Origin of the sequence: Cupriavidus sp. SK-4, assembly GCF_000611125.1 — a bacterium.
GTDB lineage: Bacteria > Pseudomonadota > Gammaproteobacteria > Burkholderiales > Burkholderiaceae > Cupriavidus > Cupriavidus necator.
Window position 1 is genome coordinate 72,295 of the sequence record NZ_JFJW01000068.1, and the last position, 17,350, is coordinate 89,644.

General features: G+C 68.5%; 19 protein-coding genes. 15 read left to right on the forward strand and 4 right to left on the reverse strand.

Going from position 1 to position 17,350, the window contains the following annotated elements:
* The first annotated feature begins 103 nt into the window (after positions 1–103).
* The 12 genes from urtB to ureG all read left to right on the forward strand — a co-directional run bounded on the left by urtB (position 104) and on the right by ureG (position 10,529).
* The gene (gene urtB, locus CF68_RS14800) at positions 104–1,747 is read left to right on the forward strand and encodes an urea ABC transporter permease subunit UrtB (RefSeq protein WP_035819983.1); all 1,644 of its coding nucleotides are present in this window, start codon (positions 104–106) and stop codon (positions 1,745–1,747) included.
* The gene (gene urtC, locus CF68_RS14805) at positions 1,747–2,952 is read left to right on the forward strand and encodes an urea ABC transporter permease subunit UrtC (RefSeq protein WP_035819985.1); all 1,206 of its coding nucleotides are present in this window, start codon (positions 1,747–1,749) and stop codon (positions 2,950–2,952) included. The genes urtB and urtC overlap by 1 nt, the downstream gene beginning before the upstream one ends.
* Complete coding sequence (gene urtD, locus CF68_RS14810; RefSeq protein ID WP_010809104.1) at positions 2,949–3,797, forward strand: urea ABC transporter ATP-binding protein UrtD; 849 nt, start codon at positions 2,949–2,951, stop codon at positions 3,795–3,797. Before urtC ends, urtD begins: the two co-directional genes overlap by 4 nt.
* A gap of 2 nt (positions 3,798–3,799) precedes the next feature.
* Complete coding sequence (gene urtE / locus CF68_RS14815) at positions 3,800–4,492, forward strand: urea ABC transporter ATP-binding subunit UrtE (RefSeq protein ID WP_035819987.1); 693 nt, start codon at positions 3,800–3,802, stop codon at positions 4,490–4,492.
* A 122-nt stretch (positions 4,493–4,614) separates the two neighbouring features.
* On the forward strand, positions 4,615–5,484 hold the full coding sequence (locus CF68_RS14820; RefSeq protein WP_035819988.1) for an urease accessory protein UreD: 870 nt from the start codon (positions 4,615–4,617) through the stop codon (positions 5,482–5,484).
* Positions 5,485–5,528: 44 nt separating this feature from the next.
* Entirely contained in the window at positions 5,529–5,831 is a 303-nt protein-coding gene (locus CF68_RS14825) for an urease subunit gamma (protein ID WP_013956041.1), read from the forward strand.
* Positions 5,832–5,885: 54 nt separating this feature from the next.
* Complete coding sequence (locus tag CF68_RS14830; RefSeq protein ID WP_035819989.1) at positions 5,886–6,497, forward strand: HupE/UreJ family protein; 612 nt, start codon at positions 5,886–5,888, stop codon at positions 6,495–6,497.
* 11 nt (positions 6,498–6,508) lie between these two features.
* Positions 6,509–6,814, forward strand: a complete 306-nt coding sequence (locus CF68_RS14835; protein ID WP_035819990.1) for an urease subunit beta — start codon at positions 6,509–6,511, stop codon at positions 6,812–6,814.
* Complete coding sequence (gene ureC, locus CF68_RS14840; RefSeq protein ID WP_304413116.1) at positions 6,811–8,529, forward strand: urease subunit alpha; 1,719 nt, start codon at positions 6,811–6,813, stop codon at positions 8,527–8,529. Before CF68_RS14835 ends, ureC begins: the two co-directional genes overlap by 4 nt.
* A gap of 30 nt (positions 8,530–8,559) precedes the next feature.
* Complete coding sequence (ureE, locus tag CF68_RS14845) at positions 8,560–9,183, forward strand: urease accessory protein UreE (RefSeq protein WP_035819993.1); 624 nt, start codon at positions 8,560–8,562, stop codon at positions 9,181–9,183.
* Between the two features lie 9 nt (positions 9,184–9,192).
* Positions 9,193–9,885, forward strand: a complete 693-nt coding sequence (locus CF68_RS14850; protein ID WP_035819995.1) for an urease accessory protein UreF — start codon at positions 9,193–9,195, stop codon at positions 9,883–9,885.
* A gap of 14 nt (positions 9,886–9,899) precedes the next feature.
* Positions 9,900–10,529, forward strand: a complete 630-nt coding sequence (gene ureG / locus CF68_RS14855) for an urease accessory protein UreG (RefSeq protein WP_013956047.1) — start codon at positions 9,900–9,902, stop codon at positions 10,527–10,529.
* On the opposite strand, the gene CF68_RS14860 is transcribed toward ureG, so the two are convergent.
* Positions 10,526–10,783 carry a hypothetical protein gene (locus CF68_RS14860; protein WP_235205771.1) on the reverse strand — a complete coding sequence of 86 codons (258 nt, stop codon included), beginning with the start codon at positions 10,781–10,783 and terminating at the stop codon, positions 10,526–10,528. The two genes, ureG and CF68_RS14860, sit on opposite strands and share 4 nt — an antisense overlap.
* Positions 10,784–11,085: 302 nt before the next feature.
* Between CF68_RS14860 and CF68_RS14870 the strand changes: the two genes are divergently transcribed.
* Positions 11,086–11,931, forward strand: a complete 846-nt coding sequence (locus CF68_RS14870; RefSeq protein ID WP_035820045.1) for a hypothetical protein — start codon at positions 11,086–11,088, stop codon at positions 11,929–11,931.
* A 50-nt stretch (positions 11,932–11,981) separates the two neighbouring features.
* Here the strand turns inward: CF68_RS14870 and CF68_RS14875 are convergent, their stop codons facing one another.
* Entirely contained in the window at positions 11,982–12,674 is a 693-nt protein-coding gene (locus CF68_RS14875; RefSeq protein WP_035819997.1) for a glutathione binding-like protein, read from the reverse strand.
* A 157-nt stretch (positions 12,675–12,831) separates the two neighbouring features.
* Positions 12,832–14,094: an acyl-CoA dehydrogenase family protein gene (locus CF68_RS14880; protein WP_010809091.1), complete on the reverse strand. Its 1,263-nt coding sequence runs from the start codon at positions 14,092–14,094 to the stop codon at positions 12,832–12,834.
* A 189-nt stretch (positions 14,095–14,283) separates the two neighbouring features.
* Here CF68_RS14880 and CF68_RS14885 point away from each other — a divergent pair, with 189 nt between their 5' ends.
* Positions 14,284–15,222: a LysR family transcriptional regulator gene (locus CF68_RS14885; RefSeq protein ID WP_035819998.1), complete on the forward strand. Its 939-nt coding sequence runs from the start codon at positions 14,284–14,286 to the stop codon at positions 15,220–15,222.
* A 300-nt stretch (positions 15,223–15,522) separates the two neighbouring features.
* Positions 15,523–16,653 (forward strand): CAP domain-containing protein, encoded by a 1,131-nt coding sequence (locus CF68_RS14890; RefSeq protein WP_235205772.1) that lies wholly within the window; start codon positions 15,523–15,525, stop codon positions 16,651–16,653.
* 27 nt (positions 16,654–16,680) lie between these two features.
* On the opposite strand, the gene CF68_RS38345 is transcribed toward CF68_RS14890, so the two are convergent.
* The gene (locus CF68_RS38345) at positions 16,681–16,959 is read right to left on the reverse strand and encodes a hypothetical protein (protein WP_235205773.1); all 279 of its coding nucleotides are present in this window, start codon (positions 16,957–16,959) and stop codon (positions 16,681–16,683) included.
* Positions 16,960–17,350: the final 391 nt, after the last annotated feature.

Genomic DNA, 17,350 nt, shown 5'->3' on the forward strand with positions numbered 1-17,350 from the left:
GGGGCTGGGGGAGAGGGCTGGCGCTTGCCAGCCAGATGGCACTCGCTTCGTCATGGACACCTGCCTTCTCCCCAAACACTCATTCCGCAACTCGCCAGCACCTATGCGCAATTCCTTATCCGTTTCCATCCTGCCATGGCTGCGCGCCTTGCTGGCGGCGCTGCTGCTGGCGGCTGCGCCGTGGGCCGCGGCGCTGACGCAGGCCGAGCTGAAGCCGCTGGCCGAAGACGATTTCGATGCCAAGACCGCGGCGCTGACCGCGCTGGCCAAGGCGCCGCCCGAACAGGCCGGCCCGATCCTGAAGGCCTTGCAGGACGACGCGCTGCAATATGCGCCGTCGGTCGGCATGGTGCGCCAGGATGGCGACAAGACCGTCGATGCCGTCACCGGCAAACCGGTCGCGGTGAAAGCCGACGAGCTCGAATCCCTGACCCTGAACAACAGCCTGCGTGCGCTGGTCGACAGCGCCGCCAGCAGCCTGCTGCTGCAGTCGACCGACATCGCGGTGCGCGCGCAGGCCATCGCCACGCTGCGCGACCAGCCCGAGAGCGCCTCGCGCGCCGCGGTCGAAGCCGCCCGCAAGAACGAGGCCGATGCCGGCCTGCGCACCAGCCTGGACGTGATCTGGGCCAACCTGGTGCTGGCCGAGCCGGCCGATCCCGCAGCGCATGACGCGAGGCTTGAAGCCATCCGCATCCTCGGCAGCGACAGCAACCCGCAGAGCCGCCAGAAGCTGGCGCCGCTGGTGGAGCGCGACAGCGCCGGCAACTACCGCGAGCCCGATGCCGACGTGCGCCTGGCCGCGCAGCAGGCGCTGGACACGCTGCGCAGCGACCAGCGCCGCGCCGAGCTGGTCGGCAACCTGTTCGCCGGGCTGAGCCTGGGCAGCGTGCTGCTGCTGGCCGCGCTCGGGCTGGCCATTACCTATGGCCTGATCGGCGTCATCAACATGGCGCACGGTGAATTCCTGATGATCGGCGCCTATGCCACCTACGTGGTGCAGTCGCTGTTCCGCGCCTACGCGCCGGGTGCGTTCGACTGGTACCTGCCGGCGGCGCTGCCGGCCTCGTTCCTGGCGGCAGCCGTAGTGGGCTTCGTGCTGGAGCGGCTGGTGCTGCGTCACCTGTACGGCCGCCCGCTGGAAACGCTGCTGGCCACCTTCGGCGTCAGCCTGCTGCTGATGCAGGCGGTGCGCACGCTGTTCGGCGCGCAGAACGTGGAGGTGGCCAACCCGGCCTGGATGAGCGGTGGCATCGAGTGGATGCCGGGCCTGGTGATCCCCTACAACCGCATCGTCATCATCCTGTTCGCGCTGGCGGTGGTGGCGGTGGCATGGGCGGTGCTGAACCGCACGCGGCTGGGGCTGTTCGTGCGCGCCACCACGCAGAACCGCACCATGGCGGCCTGCGTCGGCGTGCGCACCTGGAAGGTCGACAGCTACGCCTTTGCCTTCGGCGCCGGCATTGCCGGGCTGGGCGGCTGCGCGCTGTCGCAGATCGGCAATGTCGGTCCCGACCTGGGCCAGGCCTACATCATCGATTCCTTCATGGTGGTGGTGCTGGGCGGGGTGGGGCAGCTGGCGGGCACCATCGTCGGCGCCTTCGGGCTGGGCATCATCAACAAGTTCATCGAGCCCTTCTATGGCGCGGTGCTGGCCAAGATCTTTGTCCTGGTGCTGATCGTGCTGTTTATCCAGAAGCGGCCGCAGGGACTTTTCGCGCTCAAGGGGCGCAGCGCGGAGGCATGATGCAGCGATTCCAATCGAATTCTTCCGCTACCCCGTTCCGGCTTGAGGTGCCCGAGCGGCAGGCGCTGTTCTCACCGCGCGGCTGGCTGGTGCTGGCGGCGCTGACCGTGATCGTCGGCATCGGCGTGCCGGTGTGTGCGCTGGTGTTGCCGGAGGGGCATCCGCTGCACCTGTCGGCCTATGCGCTGACGCTGGTCGGCAAGATCATGTGCTTTGCGCTGGCCGCGATCGCGCTGGACCTGGTGTGGGGCTACTGCGGCATCCTGAGCCTGGGCCACGGGCTGTTCTTCGCGCTGGGCGGCTACGCAATGGGCATGTACCTGATGCGGGCGATCGGCCGTGAAGGAGTGTACAAGAGCGAGCTGCCGGACTTCATGGTGTTTCTCGACTGGAAGGAGCTGCCGTGGTTCTGGCAGGGCACCGAGCACCTCGGCTACGCGCTGCTGCTGGTGGTGCTGGTGCCGGGCGTGCTGGCGTGGCTGTTCGGCTTCTTTGCCTTCCGTTCTCGCATCAAGGGCGTGTACCTGTCGATCATCACGCAGGCGATGACGTATGCGGCGATGCTGCTGTTCTTCCGCAACGAGACCGGTTTCGGCGGCAACAACGGATTTACGGACTTCAAGCGCATTGCCGGCTTTGCTATTGCGGCGCCGCAGACGCGCACGGCACTGTTCGTGCTGACCTTCCTGGCGCTGCTGGCGGGCTTCATCGCCTGCCGCTACATCGTCACGTCCAAGCTCGGGCGCGTGGTCACCGCGGTGCGTGATGCCGAGATGCGGGTGATGTTCTCCGGCTACAACCCGCTGGGCTACAAGCTGTTCGTGTGGACCTTCTCGGCGGTGCTGTGCGGCATCGCGGGGGCGCTGTACGTGCCGCAAGTGGGCATCATCAACCCCGGGGAGATGTCGCCCGGCAACTCGATCGAGATGGCGGTGTGGGTTGCCGTGGGCGGGCGCGGCACGCTGATCGGGCCGGTGATCGGTGCGTTCCTGGTCAATGGCGCCAAGACCCTGTTCACCGCCCACTTTGCCGAATACTGGCTGTTCCTGCTGGGCGCGATGTTCGTGCTGGTGACCTTGTACCTGCCCGATGGCGTGACCGGGTTGTGGAACCGGCTGCGCGAGCGGCGCGCGGCCGCACCACCAGCCGCTGCAGACCCTGTTTCCGCGCCTGCCGTGGCAGGCCGTACAGGAGGTGAAGCATGAATGCCGCACTCCAGCACGGCCAGGCCGAAAGCGGCGATGCCACCGGCCTGGGCCGCATCGTCGAGCCCGGCACCATCGATGTGTCGCACGGGCCGATCCTGTACCTGGAAGACCTGACGGTGCAGTTCGACGGCTTCCGCGCGCTGAACAAGCTGACGCTGTCGATCGACCATGGCGAGCTGCGCTGCGTGATCGGCCCCAACGGCGCCGGCAAGACCACGATGATGGATGTCATCACCGGCAAGACCGGTCCGCGCAATGCCAATGTCAGCGGGCGCGTGTTCCTGGGCCAGACCATCGATCTGATGCGGATGACCGAGCCGCGCATCGCGCAGGTGGGCATCGGCCGCAAGTTCCAGAAGCCGACGGTGTTCGAGCAGCACGCGGTGTGGGAGAACCTGGAACTGGCGATGAAGGCCGACAAGCGCTGGTGGTCGTCGCTGCGCGCGCGGCTGACGGCAGAGGGGCATCGGCGCATCGAGGAAACGCTGGCGCTGACCGGGCTGGAGGCCGAGGCCTACCGGCCCGCCGGGCTGCTGTCGCACGGGCAGAAGCAGCGGCTGGAGATCGGCATGCTGCTGATGCAGCAGCCGCAGCTGCTGTTGCTGGACGAGCCGGTGGCCGGCATGACCGACGAAGAGACCATGCAGCTGGCGGCGCTGCTCAACGGCCTGCGCGGCAGCTGCTCGATGATGGTGGTCGAGCACGACATGGAGTTCGTCGCCGCGCTCGCGGGCGATGCCGGCCAGGTCACGGTGCTGGCCGAGGGCAGCGTGCTGGCCGAAGGCACGCTCGACAGCGTCAAGCGCGATGAGCGCGTGATCGAATCCTACCTGGGAAGATAAGCATGCTGCAGGTCAATGCACTGAACCAGTTCTACGGCGGCAGCCATATCCTGCGCAATGTCAGCTTCGACGTGCCCGCCGGCAAGCTGACCACGCTGCTGGGCCGCAACGGCGTGGGCAAGAGCACGCTGCTCAAGTGTCTGATGGGCGTGGTGCCCACGCGCAGCGGCAGCATCCAATGGGAAGGGCAGGCGCTGGAGAAGAAGGCGCCGTATGAGCGCGTGTCGGCCGGGCTGGCCTATGTGCCGCAGGGCCGGGAGATCTTCCCGCGGCTGACGGTGGAAGAAAACCTGCTGATCGGCGCCGCCAGCCGGGCGCGGCTGTCCGGCGTGCCGGACCGGATCTACCAGTTGTTCCCGGTGCTGCGCACCATGCGGCTGCGCCGCGGCGGCGACCTGTCCGGCGGCCAGCAGCAGCAACTGGCGATCGGGCGCGCGCTGATGAGCGAACCGGGCCTGCTGATCCTGGACGAGCCCACCGAGGGCATCCAGCCTTCCATCATCCAGGACATCGGCCGGGCGCTGCGCCTGCTGGTCGACGAGTTCGGCATGACGGTGCTGCTGGTCGAGCAATACTACGAGTTCGCGCGGCATATTGCCGACCACTACGTAGTGATGAGCCGCGGCGAAGTGGTGGCGCGGGGTGCCGGCGCCAGCATGGAGCAGGACGGCGTGCGGGAGCTGATCGCCGTGTAGGGCGGCCGCGCGGCAGCGCCGGGATTTGTGCGCCATGCGCTGCTTCCGCGAAGGCGGGCAGCGCGCTATGATGGCTTGCAACTCCCGCCATTGCGCGCGCCCCTCCGCCGGCTGTCCTTGCCATGCGCCATCCCGATTTTCCTTCCGCCCTCGCCGTGCCCGCCGCATGGCAGGCCACCCTGCGGCTGCGCTTTGCGCAGCGCGGCGAACGCACCGCGCTGACCGAGCGGCGCCACCAGGGGCCGCTGCTGGTGCAGAAGCCGCTGTACCCGGAAGGCGGCATCTGCCACGCGGTGATCCTGCATCCGCCGGCAGGCGTGGCAGGCGGCGACAGCCTGGATATCGACGTGACGGTCGAGGCTGGCGCGCACGCCGTGCTGGCCACGCCGGGCGCCACCAAGTGGTACAAGTCGCTCGGCCGCGAGGCGGCACAGCATGTGCGCCTGACGGTGGGCGCAGGCGCGCGGCTGGACTGGCTGCCGCAGGAGAACATCGTCTTCGACGACGCCCGTGCGCGGATTTCGACCGTGCTCGAGGTCGCGTCCGGCGGCAGCGCGATCGGCTGGGATGCGGTGGTGCTGGGCCGGCAGGCATCCGGCGAGCAGTGGGCCAGCGGCGCGCTGTGGCTGGATACCCGCATTGGCGCCGGTGAACGCGCGCTGTGGATCGAACAATCGCATCTTGAGGCCGCGTCGCCACTGCGCACCGCGGTGGCCGGGCTCGACGGACTCAATGTGCTGGGCACGCTGTGGGCGGTAGGCGAAGGCGCGACGCAGGAACTGGCCGAAGCGCTGGCCGAACAGCTGCCCTATACGCCGGAGCTGCGCGCCGGCGTGACCTGCCCGGCCGCCAACGGCCAGTCGATGCTGCTGCTGCGCGTGCTGGGCCGGCAAATGGAAGCCGTGCGCCACGTCATGGTCGACAGCTGGCAGGCGCTGCGCATGCCGATCCACGGTGTCGCGGCGCGGCCGCTGCGGCTGTGGGCCACGTAGGCCGCCAACAGAGACAACCGAACCCGAGAAACCAGGAACAAGAGATGGAACTGACGCCGCGAGAGAAAGACAAGCTGCTGATCTTCACCGCCGCGCTGCTGGCCGAGCGGCGCAAGGCACGCGGGCTGAAGCTGAACTACCCGGAAGCGGTGGCGCTGATCACCGCCGCCATCATGGAAGGCGCGCGCGATGGCCGCACCGTGGCCGAGCTGATGCATGAGGGCACCACCGTGCTGAGCCGCGAGGACGTGATGGATGGCGTGGCCGAGATGATCCCCGAGATCCAGGTGGAGGCCACCTTTCCGGACGGCACCAAGCTGGTGACCGTCCACCATCCCATTGTCTGAACATGACCGATCCCCGCTTTTGACCACGATAACAAGACCAACCCGAGAGCCGACATGAACCGTACCGCCTGCCTGCGCCTTGCCCTGGGCACTTCCCTGACCGTTGCCGCCGGCGCCGCCCTGGCACATCCCGGCCACGATGCCGCCACCGTCAGCGCCAGCTTGTGGGCCGGCCTGGCGCACCCCTTCACCGGCGCCGACCACTTGCTGGCGATGGCGGCGGTAGGCGTGTGGAGCGCCTTGATTGCCCGCTCGGCCGCCGATACGCTGCGCCTGCCGCTGGCCTTCGTGGCGCTGATGCTGGTGGGGGCTGCAATCGGCCTGTCCGGTGGGGCGCTGCCCGCAGTCGAACCGATGATCGCGGCCTCGTTGCTGGTGATCGGGCTGCTGCTGGCGCTGCGCGCGAAGCTGCCGGCGTGGGCCGGTACGCTGCTGGTCGGCGGCTTTGCCGTGTTCCACGGCTATGCCCACGGGGCCGAACTGCCCGCCACTGCGGGCGCGCTGCCTGCGGTACTTGCATACGTAGGCGGGTTTGCCGCCGCCATCATGGCGCTGCACCTGCTGGGCATTGGTGCGGGCACGCTGCTGCGCCGCCATGCCGGCTGGCTGGCCCGCGCGGCAGGTGCCGGCGTGGCGCTGTACGGCGCCAGCCTGCTGGTGGCCTGAGGAGGATGGCCATGATCCCCGGTGAACTGATGCCCGCCGACGGCGAGATCGAACTGAATGCCGGCCGCGCCACGATCAGCGTGACGGTGGCCAATACCGGCGACCGGCCGATCCAGGTCGGCTCGCACTTCCATTTCTACGAGACCAACACCGCGCTCGCGTTCGACCGCGAAGCCGCGCGCGGCTTCCGGCTGAACATTGCCGCCGGCACCGCGGTGCGCTTCGAGCCCGGCCAGACGCGCACCGTGGAACTGGTGGCGCTGGACGGCGACCGCATCGTCTACGGCTTCAACGGCAAGATCATGGGAGCGCTGTGATGGCAAAGATCTCCAGGCAGGCCTATGCCGAGATGTTCGGCCCGACCACCGGCGACCGCCTGCGGCTGGCCGATACCGGGCTCATCATCGAGGTCGAGAAAGACTTCACCATCTATGGCGAGGAAGTGAAGTTCGGCGGCGGCAAGGTGATCCGCGACGGCATGGGGCAGAGCCAGCGCATGGCCAGGGACTGCGTCGACACCGTCATCACCAATGCGCTGATCGTTGACCACTGGGGCATCGTCAAGGCCGATATCGGCCTGAAGGGCGGGCGTATCGCGGCGATCGGCAAGGCCGGCAACCCGGATATCCAGCCGGGCGTGACCATCGTGGTCGGGCCGGGCACCGAGGTGATCGCGGGCGAGGGCATGATCGTCACCGCCGGCGGCATCGACAGCCATATCCACTTTATCTGCCCGCAGCAGATCGAAGAGGCGCTGATGAGCGGCGTCACCACCATGATCGGCGGCGGCACCGGGCCGGCCACCGGCACCTTCGCCACCACCGTGACGCCGGGGCCGTGGTACATGGAGCGCATGCTGCAGGCGGCCGATGCCTACCCGATGAATATCGGCCTGCTGGGCAAGGGCAATGCCAGCCAGCAGGGGCCGCTCCTGGAGCAGGTGGAAGCGGGCGCGATCGGCCTGAAGCTGCATGAGGACTGGGGCACCACGCCAGCGGCGATCGATACCTGCCTGTCGGTGGCGGACGCGACCGACACCCAGGTGGCGATCCATACCGACACGCTCAACGAAGCCGGCTTTGTCGAGACCACCATCGCCGCCTTCAAGGGCCGCACCATCCATACGTACCACACCGAAGGCGCCGGCGGCGGCCATGCGCCCGACATCATCAAGGTGTGCGGCGAGGCCAACGTGCTGCCGTCGTCGACCAACCCGACGCGCCCGTACACGGTCAACACGCTGGACGAGCACCTCGACATGCTGATGGTGTGCCACCACCTGGACCCGTCGATTGCCGAGGACATCGCCTTTGCCGAAAGCCGCATCCGCCGCGAGACCATCGCCGCCGAAGACATCCTGCACGACCTGGGCGCGTTCTCGATGATCTCCAGCGACTCGCAGGCCATGGGGCGCGTCGGCGAGGTCATCATCCGCACCTGGCAGACCGCGCACAAGATGGCGCTGCAGCGCGGCAAGCTGCCGGGCGATCCCAACGATGCGCGCGGCGGGCACGACAACTTCCGCGTCAAGCGCTATGTCGCCAAGTACACCATCAACCCGGCGCTGACGCACGGCATCGCCCATGAAGTGGGCTCGATCGAAGTCGGCAAGTGGGCCGACCTGGTGTTGTGGCGTCCGGCGTTCTTCGGCGTCAAGCCCAGCCTGATCCTGAAGGGCGGCATGATTGCCGCGGCCGCGATGGGCGATCCCAATGCGTCGATCCCGACGCCGCAGCCGGTGCACTACCGGCCGATGTTCGCTTCGGCCGGCGGGGCGCTGCACCGCTCGTCGCTGACCTTTGTGTCGCAGGCGGCGCTGGCGGCCGGCATCGGCGAGCGCTACGGGCTGGCCAAGACGCTGTCGGCGGTGCGCGGCACGCGCACGGTAAGCAAGCGCGACATGGTGCACAATGACTGGCAACCGCATGTCACGGTCGATCCGGAGACCTACCAGGTCGTTGCCGACGGCCAGTTGCTGACCTGCGAGCCCGCCACCGAGCTGCCCATGGCGCAGCGCTATTTCCTGTTTTGACTGGCCGGGGCCCCGCGCCCCGCATCGCCCATGCTGAAGATCGATAAACTCCTGAGCGCCCCGCACGGTATCGCGCCCGTGCTGGTGCGCAGCGCGCCCAAGCTGGTCCTGCCCTTCGCCGAACGCAGCAAGAGCCGCCTGCGCGCGGTGCTCGACAACGGCGACGAAGCCGCGCTGTTCCTGCCGCGCGGCACCGTACTGCGCGGCGGAGACCTGTTGGTGGCCGAAGACGGCAGCTTCGTGGAAGTGCAGGCCGCTACCGAGGCGGTGCTGGAAGTGCGCGCGGAAGACCCGCATGCGCTGATGCGTGCGGCCTATCACCTCGGCAACCGCCATACGCCGGTGGAGATCGGGCGCGACTACCTGCGGCTGGAATACGACCCGGTGCTGGCCGACATGCTGCAGCGCCTGGGCGTACGCGCCGAACGTGCCGAGCTGCCGTTCGAGCCGGAGGCGGGGGCCTATGGCGGTGGGCACAAGCATGGGCACGATGCGACGTTTGCGGAGGACTATGCGGCGGCGCAGGCGGTGTTTCATGAGCATCATGGGCACGACCACGGGCATTCGCATGGGCCTTCGCACGGACATGGTCATTCCCACGATCACGGTGATCCGCACCATGTCCACGACGAGCATGGCGGACACAAGCATTGATTGCGTGTCATGACCGGCCTCCCCCAACTGATCTCGCTGCTCCATCTGGCATCGCCATCCCTTCCGATCGGCGGCTTCAGCTATTCGCAAGGCCTGGAAGCTGCGATCGATTGTGGCAGCGTGCACGATGCGCCGAGCGCGGAACGATGGATTCGCGACAACCTGCTGCATGTGCAGGCGCAATGCGAAGCGCCGCTGTGGCTGCTGCTGCATCGCCACTGGCTGGCAGGCGATGCTGGGCAAGTACGGACGTGGAACGACTGGTTCCGCGCCACGCGCGAGACTTCCGAGTTGCGGCTTGAGACCGAGCAGATGGGCTGGTCGCTGTCCAGGCTGATTGCGCAGATGGAGTGGGGCGCGCCCGTGCTGCGCGAGACGCTGGCGGCGCTGTCGCCGGTGTGCCTGCCGACGGCGTTCACTGCGGCATGCGTGGCGCTTCAGGTCGAGGCGCGCGACGGCCTCGCCGCCTATTGCTTCAACTGGTCCGAGAACCAGGTCGCCGCGGCGATCAAGGCGGTGCCGCTGGGCCAGGTGGCGGGGCAGCACATGCTGCGGCGCCTGCACGGCGCGGTGCTCGACACGGTCGATGAAGCCGCGCGCCGCGCCGAAGCCACGCCGCCGCAACTCTCCACCTTTTCCCCGATGCTGGGCCTGCTTTCCGCGCGCCACGAAACGCAGTACTCCCGGCTGTTCCGATCCTGAACCCATATCGCACCATGACCCAGGCCCGTACCAAGAAGAATCCTCCGCTGCGCGTCGGCGTCGGCGGCCCGGTTGGCTCCGGCAAGACCACGCTGCTGGAAATGCTGTGCAAGGCGATGCGCGACCGCTATGACCTGGTTGCCATCACCAACGACATCTACACCAAGGAAGACCAGCGCCTCTTGACGATCTCCGGCGCGCTGCCGGCGGAACGCATCATGGGCGTGGAAACAGGCGGCTGCCCGCACACCGCGATCCGCGAGGACGCCTCGATCAACCTAGAGGCGGTGGACCGCATGCTGGCGCGCTTCCCGGATGCTGACGTGGTCTTCATCGAGTCCGGCGGCGACAACCTCGCCGCCACCTTCAGCCCAGAACTTTCTGATTTGACGATCTACGTCATCGACGTAGCCGGCGGTGAGAAGATTCCGAGAAAGGGCGGGCCGGGCATCACCAAGTCCGACTTGCTGGTGATCAACAAGACGGACCTGGCGCCATACGTCGGCGCATCGCTGGAAGTGATGGAGAGCGATGCGCGCAAGATGCGCGGCGCCCGGCCGTTCGTGATGGGCAGCGTCAAGTCCGGGCAGGGCCTGGACGAGGTGATCCGCTTTATCGAACGGCAGGGCATGCTGGGCGTCTAGTCTGCGTTGTCGCCGTTGGCATCGGAGGCGGTGTTAGGAGCGTGAGTCAGCGACGGGCGGAAGCTGCCCTTGCCCGCCAGCGCACGTGCCACCGCGGCCACCAGGTTCAGCTCGGGCTCGGTCAGCTCCGCCATATGGCGCACGGTGGCCTCGATCGCCGCGCGCTGGCGGTTGCCGAAGGGCGCGCGGGATTGTTCCACCTGCAGCTGGCTGGCGTCATGGCGGCTGAAGTCGAGCATCTCCAGGGTCGGCACGGCGAGCGTCTCGGCCAGCCCCTTGAAAGCGGACTGTCGCGCTCATACCTGAGCGGCATCGAAAGCGGCAAGCGCAACCTGGCGCTCGCCAACATCTGCATATCCTCATCCTCACTATCGGTGTCCGATCCGCAAATTGAGGGGTGCGCCAGGCAAAATGGCGCGACACGATGGCATCAACCGGACGGCCTGCATGGCCGAGCCAAACGGGCCACTGCGCAATGCTGCGCGCAACGCTGTCATGCGTGCGCCGCGTGCGCGGACAGCCGCCGTGCGGCCTGTCGCCCTGCAGGGGGATTGCCATGCAGATCTTCACGCTGTTCGAGGCGCGGATGCGCGCCCTCCATGCCGACCGCCACGCGCCGTCGGACTTCATTCCCGGGTTCCAGTCACGCTTGCTTGCCGCTGCTGCCGGCCTCGGCAGCACCTGCGACTACGTCTTTCTCTGCGCCGGCGAGACCCAGGCTGAATTTGCCGCGGACCGCCATGAATGGTGGGGCTGCCTGCGCGGGGGGCTGCGGCTGTGGTCGCCCGGGCGCGGCTGCCTGCTGCTGGGCGGCGGCGAGCTGTTTGCGCCGGCGCCAGGCGTGCCGATGCAGGTGCAGGCGATGGTCGACACCATCCTGGTGCGCACCGTGCCGCAAGGGCCGGCCGATGCCTCGCGGCCGGTGGCGCTGCCTGCGGGCGGATGGCACTGCGCGCTGGGCGGCATTGCCGCGGTCGAGGCCAATGGCGCAGAGGGGATGGCCGGTATGCACGTATTGCCGGCCGAGGTGGTGCGGGCAGAGGGCCCGCAGCCGGAGCAGGGCATGCGGCCGGAGTTCATCCAGCTCGACCAGTCGGGCGATGACTGGGCGCAGCGGCTGCAGGCGCGCGGGCTGCGCTGGGCGCTGTGCTACCGCGGCGCCATCGGCCTGCACTGGCATGGCGCGCTGGTGCGGGCCGGTGGGGACATGGCCTTCCTGCAGCCCGGCACGCTCTACGCGCCGGACCCGCACGAGTCATGCCGGCTCGACGTGCTGTTGCCGGGCACCGGCCTGCTGTGCTGCTTCGGGCCGGGCGATGACGTCGACATTGGTGTTGCGGCCCGCGGCGGCCGGCGCGCGGACGGGTATGTCCTTGCGTGCCACGCGCTGGCGCCGGCCTGATGCCAGGCGGGTCGGCCGGGGCCAGGGCCCCGGCTGCCGCAGTGCCGTGCTCAGTGCCGCTTGTATTGCGTGGCGCCGAACAGGACCTCGCGCGCCTTGTCGTCCTGCAGCGCCTTGCGCGCGCTGGCCAGCACTTCCACGCCGCGCTTGACCGCGGGGCGCTCGGCGATCTCGTTGAACCAGCGCTTCAGGTTCGGGTAGTCGTCCAGGTCCACGCCCTGGTTCTGCCAGCTGCGCAGCCACGGGAAGGTGGCGATGTCGGCGATGGTGTACTGCTCGCCGGCGAGGTAGGCGTGCCTTGACAACTGCGTGTCGATCACGCCGTACAGGCGCTTGGCCTCGTTGGTGTAGCGGTTGACCGCGTACTCGATCTTCTCGGGCGCGTACATGCGGAAGTGGTGCGCCTGGCCCAGCATCGGGCCCACGCCGCCCATCTGGAACATCAGCCACTGCAGCGCCTCGTACTTGCCGCGCACGTCCTCGGGCAGGAACTTGCCGGTCTTGCCGGCCAGGTAGAGCAGGATGGCGCCCGATTCGAACAGCGAGATCGGCTTGCCGTCCGGGCCGTCGGGGTCGACGATGGCGGGGATCTTGTTGTTGGGGCTGATCTTCAGGAAGTCCTCGCCGAACTGGTCGCCGGCGCCGATGTTGATCGGATGGACCTTGTACTCCAGGCCGCATTCTTCCAGCATGATGTGGACTTTGTGGCCGTTGGGCGTGGCCCAGGTGTAGACGTCGATCATCGCAAAAGATCTCCTGGCTGCGATCGTTGGGGATGGCCACATCAACCACTGACGTGGCGAACCGGGCGATTTAAGCACAGAAGAAAAAAACGCGCAGACTGGCTGCGCGTTTTCCATACTGCCGGCAGGGCCGAAGCCCCGCGGCGTTGCCAGGCGGTCAGAACCCGCGTGCCACCGGCATCCTGATGTCGTCCGGGTTCAGGTTCATGTGCTTGGCCAGTTCCAGCTTGGCGATGGCGTTGCGGTGCACCTCGTCCGGGCCGTCAGCCAGGCGCAGCGTGCGCTGGTGCGCCCACCAGTTGGCCAGCGGGAAGTCGCTGGAGACGCCGGCGGCGCCATGGACCTGGATGGCCCAGTCGATCACCTTCAGCGCCACGTTCGGGGCGATCACCTTGATCATGGCGATCTCGGCCTTGGCCACCTTGTTGCCCACGGTGTCCATCATGTACGCGGCCTTGAGCGTCAACAGGCGCGCCATCTCGATCTCGCAGCGGGCTTCGGCGATGCGTTCCTGCGTCACGCCCTGGCTGGACACCGGCTTGCCGAAGGCCACGCGCGACAGCGCGCGCTTGCACATCAGTTCCAGCGCGCGCTCGGCCACGCCGATGCTGCGCATGCAGTGGTGGATGCGGCCCGGGCCCAGGCGGCCCTGCGCGATCTCGAAGCCGCGGCCTTCGCCCAGCAGGATGTTCGAGGCCGGCACGCGCACGTTCTTCAGCTCGATCTCCATATGGCCATGCGGCGCGTCGTCGTAGCCGAACACCGGCAGGAAGCGCTTGATGGTGATGCCCGGGGTATCGGCCGGCACCACGATCATCGACTGCTGCTCATGGCGGCCGGCGTCGGGATTGGTCTTGCCCATCACGATGTAGACCTTGCAGCGGGGGTCGCCCGCGCCCGACGACCACCACTTGGTGCCGTTGATCACGTAGTGGTCACCGTCGCGCTCGATGCGGCATTCGATATTGGTCGCGTCCGACGAGGCCACGGCCGGCTCGGTCATCAGGAAGGCCGAGCGGATCTCGCCGGCCAGCAGCGGCTCGAGCCACTTGTCCTTCAGTTCCTCGGAGGCATAGCGCTCCAGCGTCTCCATGTTGCCGGTGTCGGGGGCCGCGCAGTTGAAGACCTCGGCCGACCAGGGCACCCGGCCCATGATTTCGCACAGCGTGGCGTATTCCAGGTTCGACAGGCCCTGCGGGGCGCGCGGCGAGCGCGGCAGGAACAGGTTCCACAGGCCGGCCGCGCGTGCCAGCGGCTTCAGCTCCTCGATCACCTTGGTCGGCACCCAGGCGTTGCCGGCGCGGCGGTTGGCGTCGATCTCTGCGGCGAAACGCTTTTCGTTCGGGTAGATGTGCTGGTCGAAGAAGGCCAGCAGCTTGGCCTGCATTTCCTTGACCTTCGGGCTGTATTCGAAATCCATGTGGTCTCCTCGCTACGGAATCAGTGGACGCCGGGGTGGGCGGCGGCGCCTCGTTGGCCTCGGCAGGCCTCGGCATCAATGCGGCATGGGCCGATGGAATGCACTCTATCTGAAAGCTGGTAATAAGAAAAATGAATTTTCTGGATTTGCCAGTATCAATTTCCTGCATTCCGTGACAGAATCTCCGGCATGCAGCTCTCCCGCATCGACCTGAATCTCTTCGTGGTGTTCGACGCCATCTACAGCGAAGGCAGCATCACCGCGGCCGCGCGCCAGCTCAACCTGACGCAGCCCGCGGTCAGCCATGCGCTGGGCCGGCTGCGCACGCTGTTCGACGACCCGCTGTTCGAGCGGCGCGGGCAGGGCATGGCGCCCACGCCGCTGGCGCGCTCGCTGGCCGCCGAGGTGCGCAGCGCGCTGCAATCGTTCGCACGCACGCTGCAGGATACGCCGCACTTCGATCCCACCAATACCGTGCGGCGTTTCACCATCGGCATGCGCGACGCGCTGGAATCCACGCTGCTGCCGCCGCTGATGGCGCGCGTCACGGCGATGGCGCCGCAGGTGGAGATCGCCGCGATCCGCTTCGACCGCCGCGAGATGGAATCCGAGCTGCTGGCCGGCACGCTGGACGCCTCGCTGGACATCCTGCTGCCGGTCTCGCCCGCCATCCACCACGCGCCGTTCATGGCCGATCCGATGGTGGTGCTGGCGCGGCGCGACCATCCGCTGGTGAAGAAGGAGCTGACGCTTGAGCGCTACCTCGCGGCCGAGCATGTGCACGTGTCGTCGCGCCGCCGCGGCGCCGGGCTGGAAGACCAGGCCCTGCACCGCATGGGCCTGACGCGGCGCGTACGCCTGCGTTGCCAGCACTACGCGGCCGCGTGCCGCGTGGTCAGCTGCACCGACCTGCTGGCCACGCTGCCGCTGCGCTATGCGCGCATCGCCAATGAGCCCTATGCCAACCGCCTGCTGTCGCTGCCGTTCAAGGTGCCGTCGCTGGAACTGCACCTGTACTGGCATGCGGGCGGCGAAAACGACGGTGCCAACCGCTGGCTGCGCGAGCAGCTGATGGCCGTGATGGCCTCGCTTGGCACCGGCATGGCCGACGTGGCCGCCGCCAGCTAAGTGCGCCCGTGCCCGCATCGCGGGCACTGCAAGCGCCCCCCGCGGCGCCCCGGTGCGGCGCGCGCGGGTCACACGTAAGGAATTGTTCATGGGCTAGACCCTGCCGGTCCGCGCCCATACCATCGTCCGGTCTTTCTGCCCCCGGCGCCGCCGCCGCGAGCCCGTGTCTACACGGTGCTGGCGATGGTTGCCGCGCCGGCTGTCCGCGCCTGCGGATCCCCCGGGGCAGGTTCCTTCCTCAGATGACCACGACGATTCAGAACGATGACCGGGAAACGCTTGCTTGCTGATCACCAACCCATGCTGCCGCGACGCGCGCGGCGCACCACGCTCGCCCTGACCACCCTTTGCGCCGCTGCGGCGCTGGCACTGTCCGCATGTGGCGGCGGTGGTGGCGATGGCGGCGACGGCGGTACTTCGTCGGGCGCATCGCAAGCGAGCGGGCAGGCCAGCGCGCCATCCGGCTCGAGCTCCAGCACGCCTTCCACCGCAGGTGCCTGCTATACCGTCAGCGGCACGGCGCCGGCACCCGCGGCGGGCGGCGGCGTCTCGCTGCTGCCGGCGCGCGGCAGTGCGGTCAGCAATTACCGCGTGCTGGAAGAGCCGCGCACCGCCGGCCTGTGCTACGCCAACTATCGGCGCGAGCAGGTGGGCCTGCCGCCGCTGGCGGCACGCGATCCGCTCAATACCGTGGCGCAGAACCACACTGCCTACATGCTGGCCAACGCCACGCTGACCCACGACGAGACCAGCGGCAAGCCGGGCTATACCGGCGCCACGCCCAACGAGCGCATCCAGGCCGCCTATCCGACCAATGCCACCGCGGAAGTCGTGGCCGGCGCCAACCGCTGGACCTCGGTTGCCAATGCGCAGCTGTCGATGTCGCCCAAGGACGCGCTGGTGTCGGACCTGGTCAACGCGCCGTTCCACCGCGCCGCGCTGCTGGGCAGCTACGGCTCGGCCGGCAGCGGCTTTGCCGAGCGCGTGGGCCCTGATGGCAGCGGCACGTCGGCCAGCTACTACCAGACCATCGACCTGGCCGATGCATCGAAGGGCGGCAGCGACAACCAGATGGTGGCCTACCCGTACAACGGCCAGGCCGACGTGCCGGCCAGCTGGGTCAACTCGGAAAGCCCCAACCCCGCGCCGGGCTACGAGGGCAAGACCGTGGGCTATCCGGTATCGCTGCAGGCCATCAACACCTCGCTGCAGTTCGATGCCGACAATTTCGTCATCACCGACGCGCAAGGCAACAACGTCAGCTGCCTCAAGGTCGACAGCCGCTCGTCGGGCCTGAGCAGCGCCGCACGCGGCCTGGCGATCTGCACGCCGGTGGCGCCGCTGGCCAGCCAGCAGCGCTACAGCGTGCGGGTCACCGGCCGGCTGGGTTCGCAGCCCGTGGACCTGAGCTGGTCGTTCACCACGCGCTGACCAGCACTCACCAGCACACAGGCGCGCTCATTGCGGCGCGCCGTGCCGCAGTTCGATGCGCACCTGGCCCGGGGCCAGCGTGCGGTCGGCCTGCACGGCAAATGGCACCGGCGGGCGTTGCGCCGCCGGCATCGACTGCCAGAGCCGTCCCGCCCATTCCCTGATTGCCTCACTTTCCGGTTCGGCCGCCAGCAGCGTGACCGATGCCGCCGCCGGCATGCGCGCAGCCGTGGCGGCGGGGTCGTCCTGGATCGACACGACCATGCTGGATGCGGTATGCGCCGCGGGGGCGCGTGCGGCCGCCATCGGTGGCGCTGCCTTGCGTGCGAAGTCTGCCCGCGGCGCGGCCGCCGGCGGTGCCGCGGGTGCCGGCATCGCCGGCCGTGGGACTGCCTCTGCTATGGCCGGATACGCCGGAGCGGCCGGTGCGGCGGCCACGGCCGGCGCCTGGGTGGACAAGCTTTCGGTCGCCTGCGGCGGTGGTGGCGTGGCGGCCTCGCGTGGCGCCGTGCCCCCGGCCGTTGCTGGCGCGCGGCTGCGCTGCCCGGCGTGCGTCGGGGCAGGGCGCACTTCCCGCCGCGGGGCCGGGGCAGCCTTCGCGGCTGGCGGCGGGGTTGCCGGCGCGGCCGTCCCGGACTCCGCTGCAGCTTGTGGTGCGGGCGCTGCTGCCATCTCTGCGGCAGGGGCCGCGGCCGGG

Bases quoted from the DNA above. Each gene is read 5' to 3' on its own strand.
- ureG (WP_013956047.1), top strand. From the start codon at position 9,900: ATGACCCAGGCCCGTACCAAGAAGAATCCTCCGCTGCGCGTCGGCGTC.
- CF68_RS14885 (WP_035819998.1), top strand. From the start codon at position 14,284: ATGCAGCTCTCCCGCATCGACCTGAATCTCTTCGTGGTGTTCGACGCC.
- urtC (WP_035819985.1), top strand. From the start codon at position 1,747: ATGCAGCGATTCCAATCGAATTCTTCCGCTACCCCGTTCCGGCTTGAG.
- ureE (WP_035819993.1), top strand. From the start codon at position 8,560: ATGCTGAAGATCGATAAACTCCTGAGCGCCCCGCACGGTATCGCGCCC.
- CF68_RS14835 (WP_035819990.1), top strand. From the start codon at position 6,509: ATGATCCCCGGTGAACTGATGCCCGCCGACGGCGAGATCGAACTGAAT.
- CF68_RS14870 (WP_035820045.1), top strand. From the start codon at position 11,086: ATGCAGATCTTCACGCTGTTCGAGGCGCGGATGCGCGCCCTCCATGCC.
- CF68_RS14890 (WP_235205772.1), top strand. From the start codon at position 15,523: ATGCTGCCGCGACGCGCGCGGCGCACCACGCTCGCCCTGACCACCCTT.
- urtD (WP_010809104.1), top strand. From the start codon at position 2,949: ATGAATGCCGCACTCCAGCACGGCCAGGCCGAAAGCGGCGATGCCACC.
- CF68_RS14820 (WP_035819988.1), top strand. From the start codon at position 4,615: ATGCGCCATCCCGATTTTCCTTCCGCCCTCGCCGTGCCCGCCGCATGG.
- CF68_RS14830 (WP_035819989.1), top strand. From the start codon at position 5,886: ATGAACCGTACCGCCTGCCTGCGCCTTGCCCTGGGCACTTCCCTGACC.
- CF68_RS38345 (WP_235205773.1), bottom strand. From the start codon at position 16,959: ATGGCGGCCGCACGCGCCCCCGCGGCGCATACCGCATCCAGCATGGTC.
- urtB (WP_035819983.1), top strand. From the start codon at position 104: ATGCGCAATTCCTTATCCGTTTCCATCCTGCCATGGCTGCGCGCCTTG.
- urtE (WP_035819987.1), top strand. From the start codon at position 3,800: ATGCTGCAGGTCAATGCACTGAACCAGTTCTACGGCGGCAGCCATATC.
- CF68_RS14880 (WP_010809091.1), bottom strand. From the start codon at position 14,094: ATGGATTTCGAATACAGCCCGAAGGTCAAGGAAATGCAGGCCAAGCTG.
- CF68_RS14825 (WP_013956041.1), top strand. From the start codon at position 5,529: ATGGAACTGACGCCGCGAGAGAAAGACAAGCTGCTGATCTTCACCGCC.
- CF68_RS14850 (WP_035819995.1), top strand. From the start codon at position 9,193: ATGACCGGCCTCCCCCAACTGATCTCGCTGCTCCATCTGGCATCGCCA.
- CF68_RS14875 (WP_035819997.1), bottom strand. From the start codon at position 12,674: ATGATCGACGTCTACACCTGGGCCACGCCCAACGGCCACAAAGTCCAC.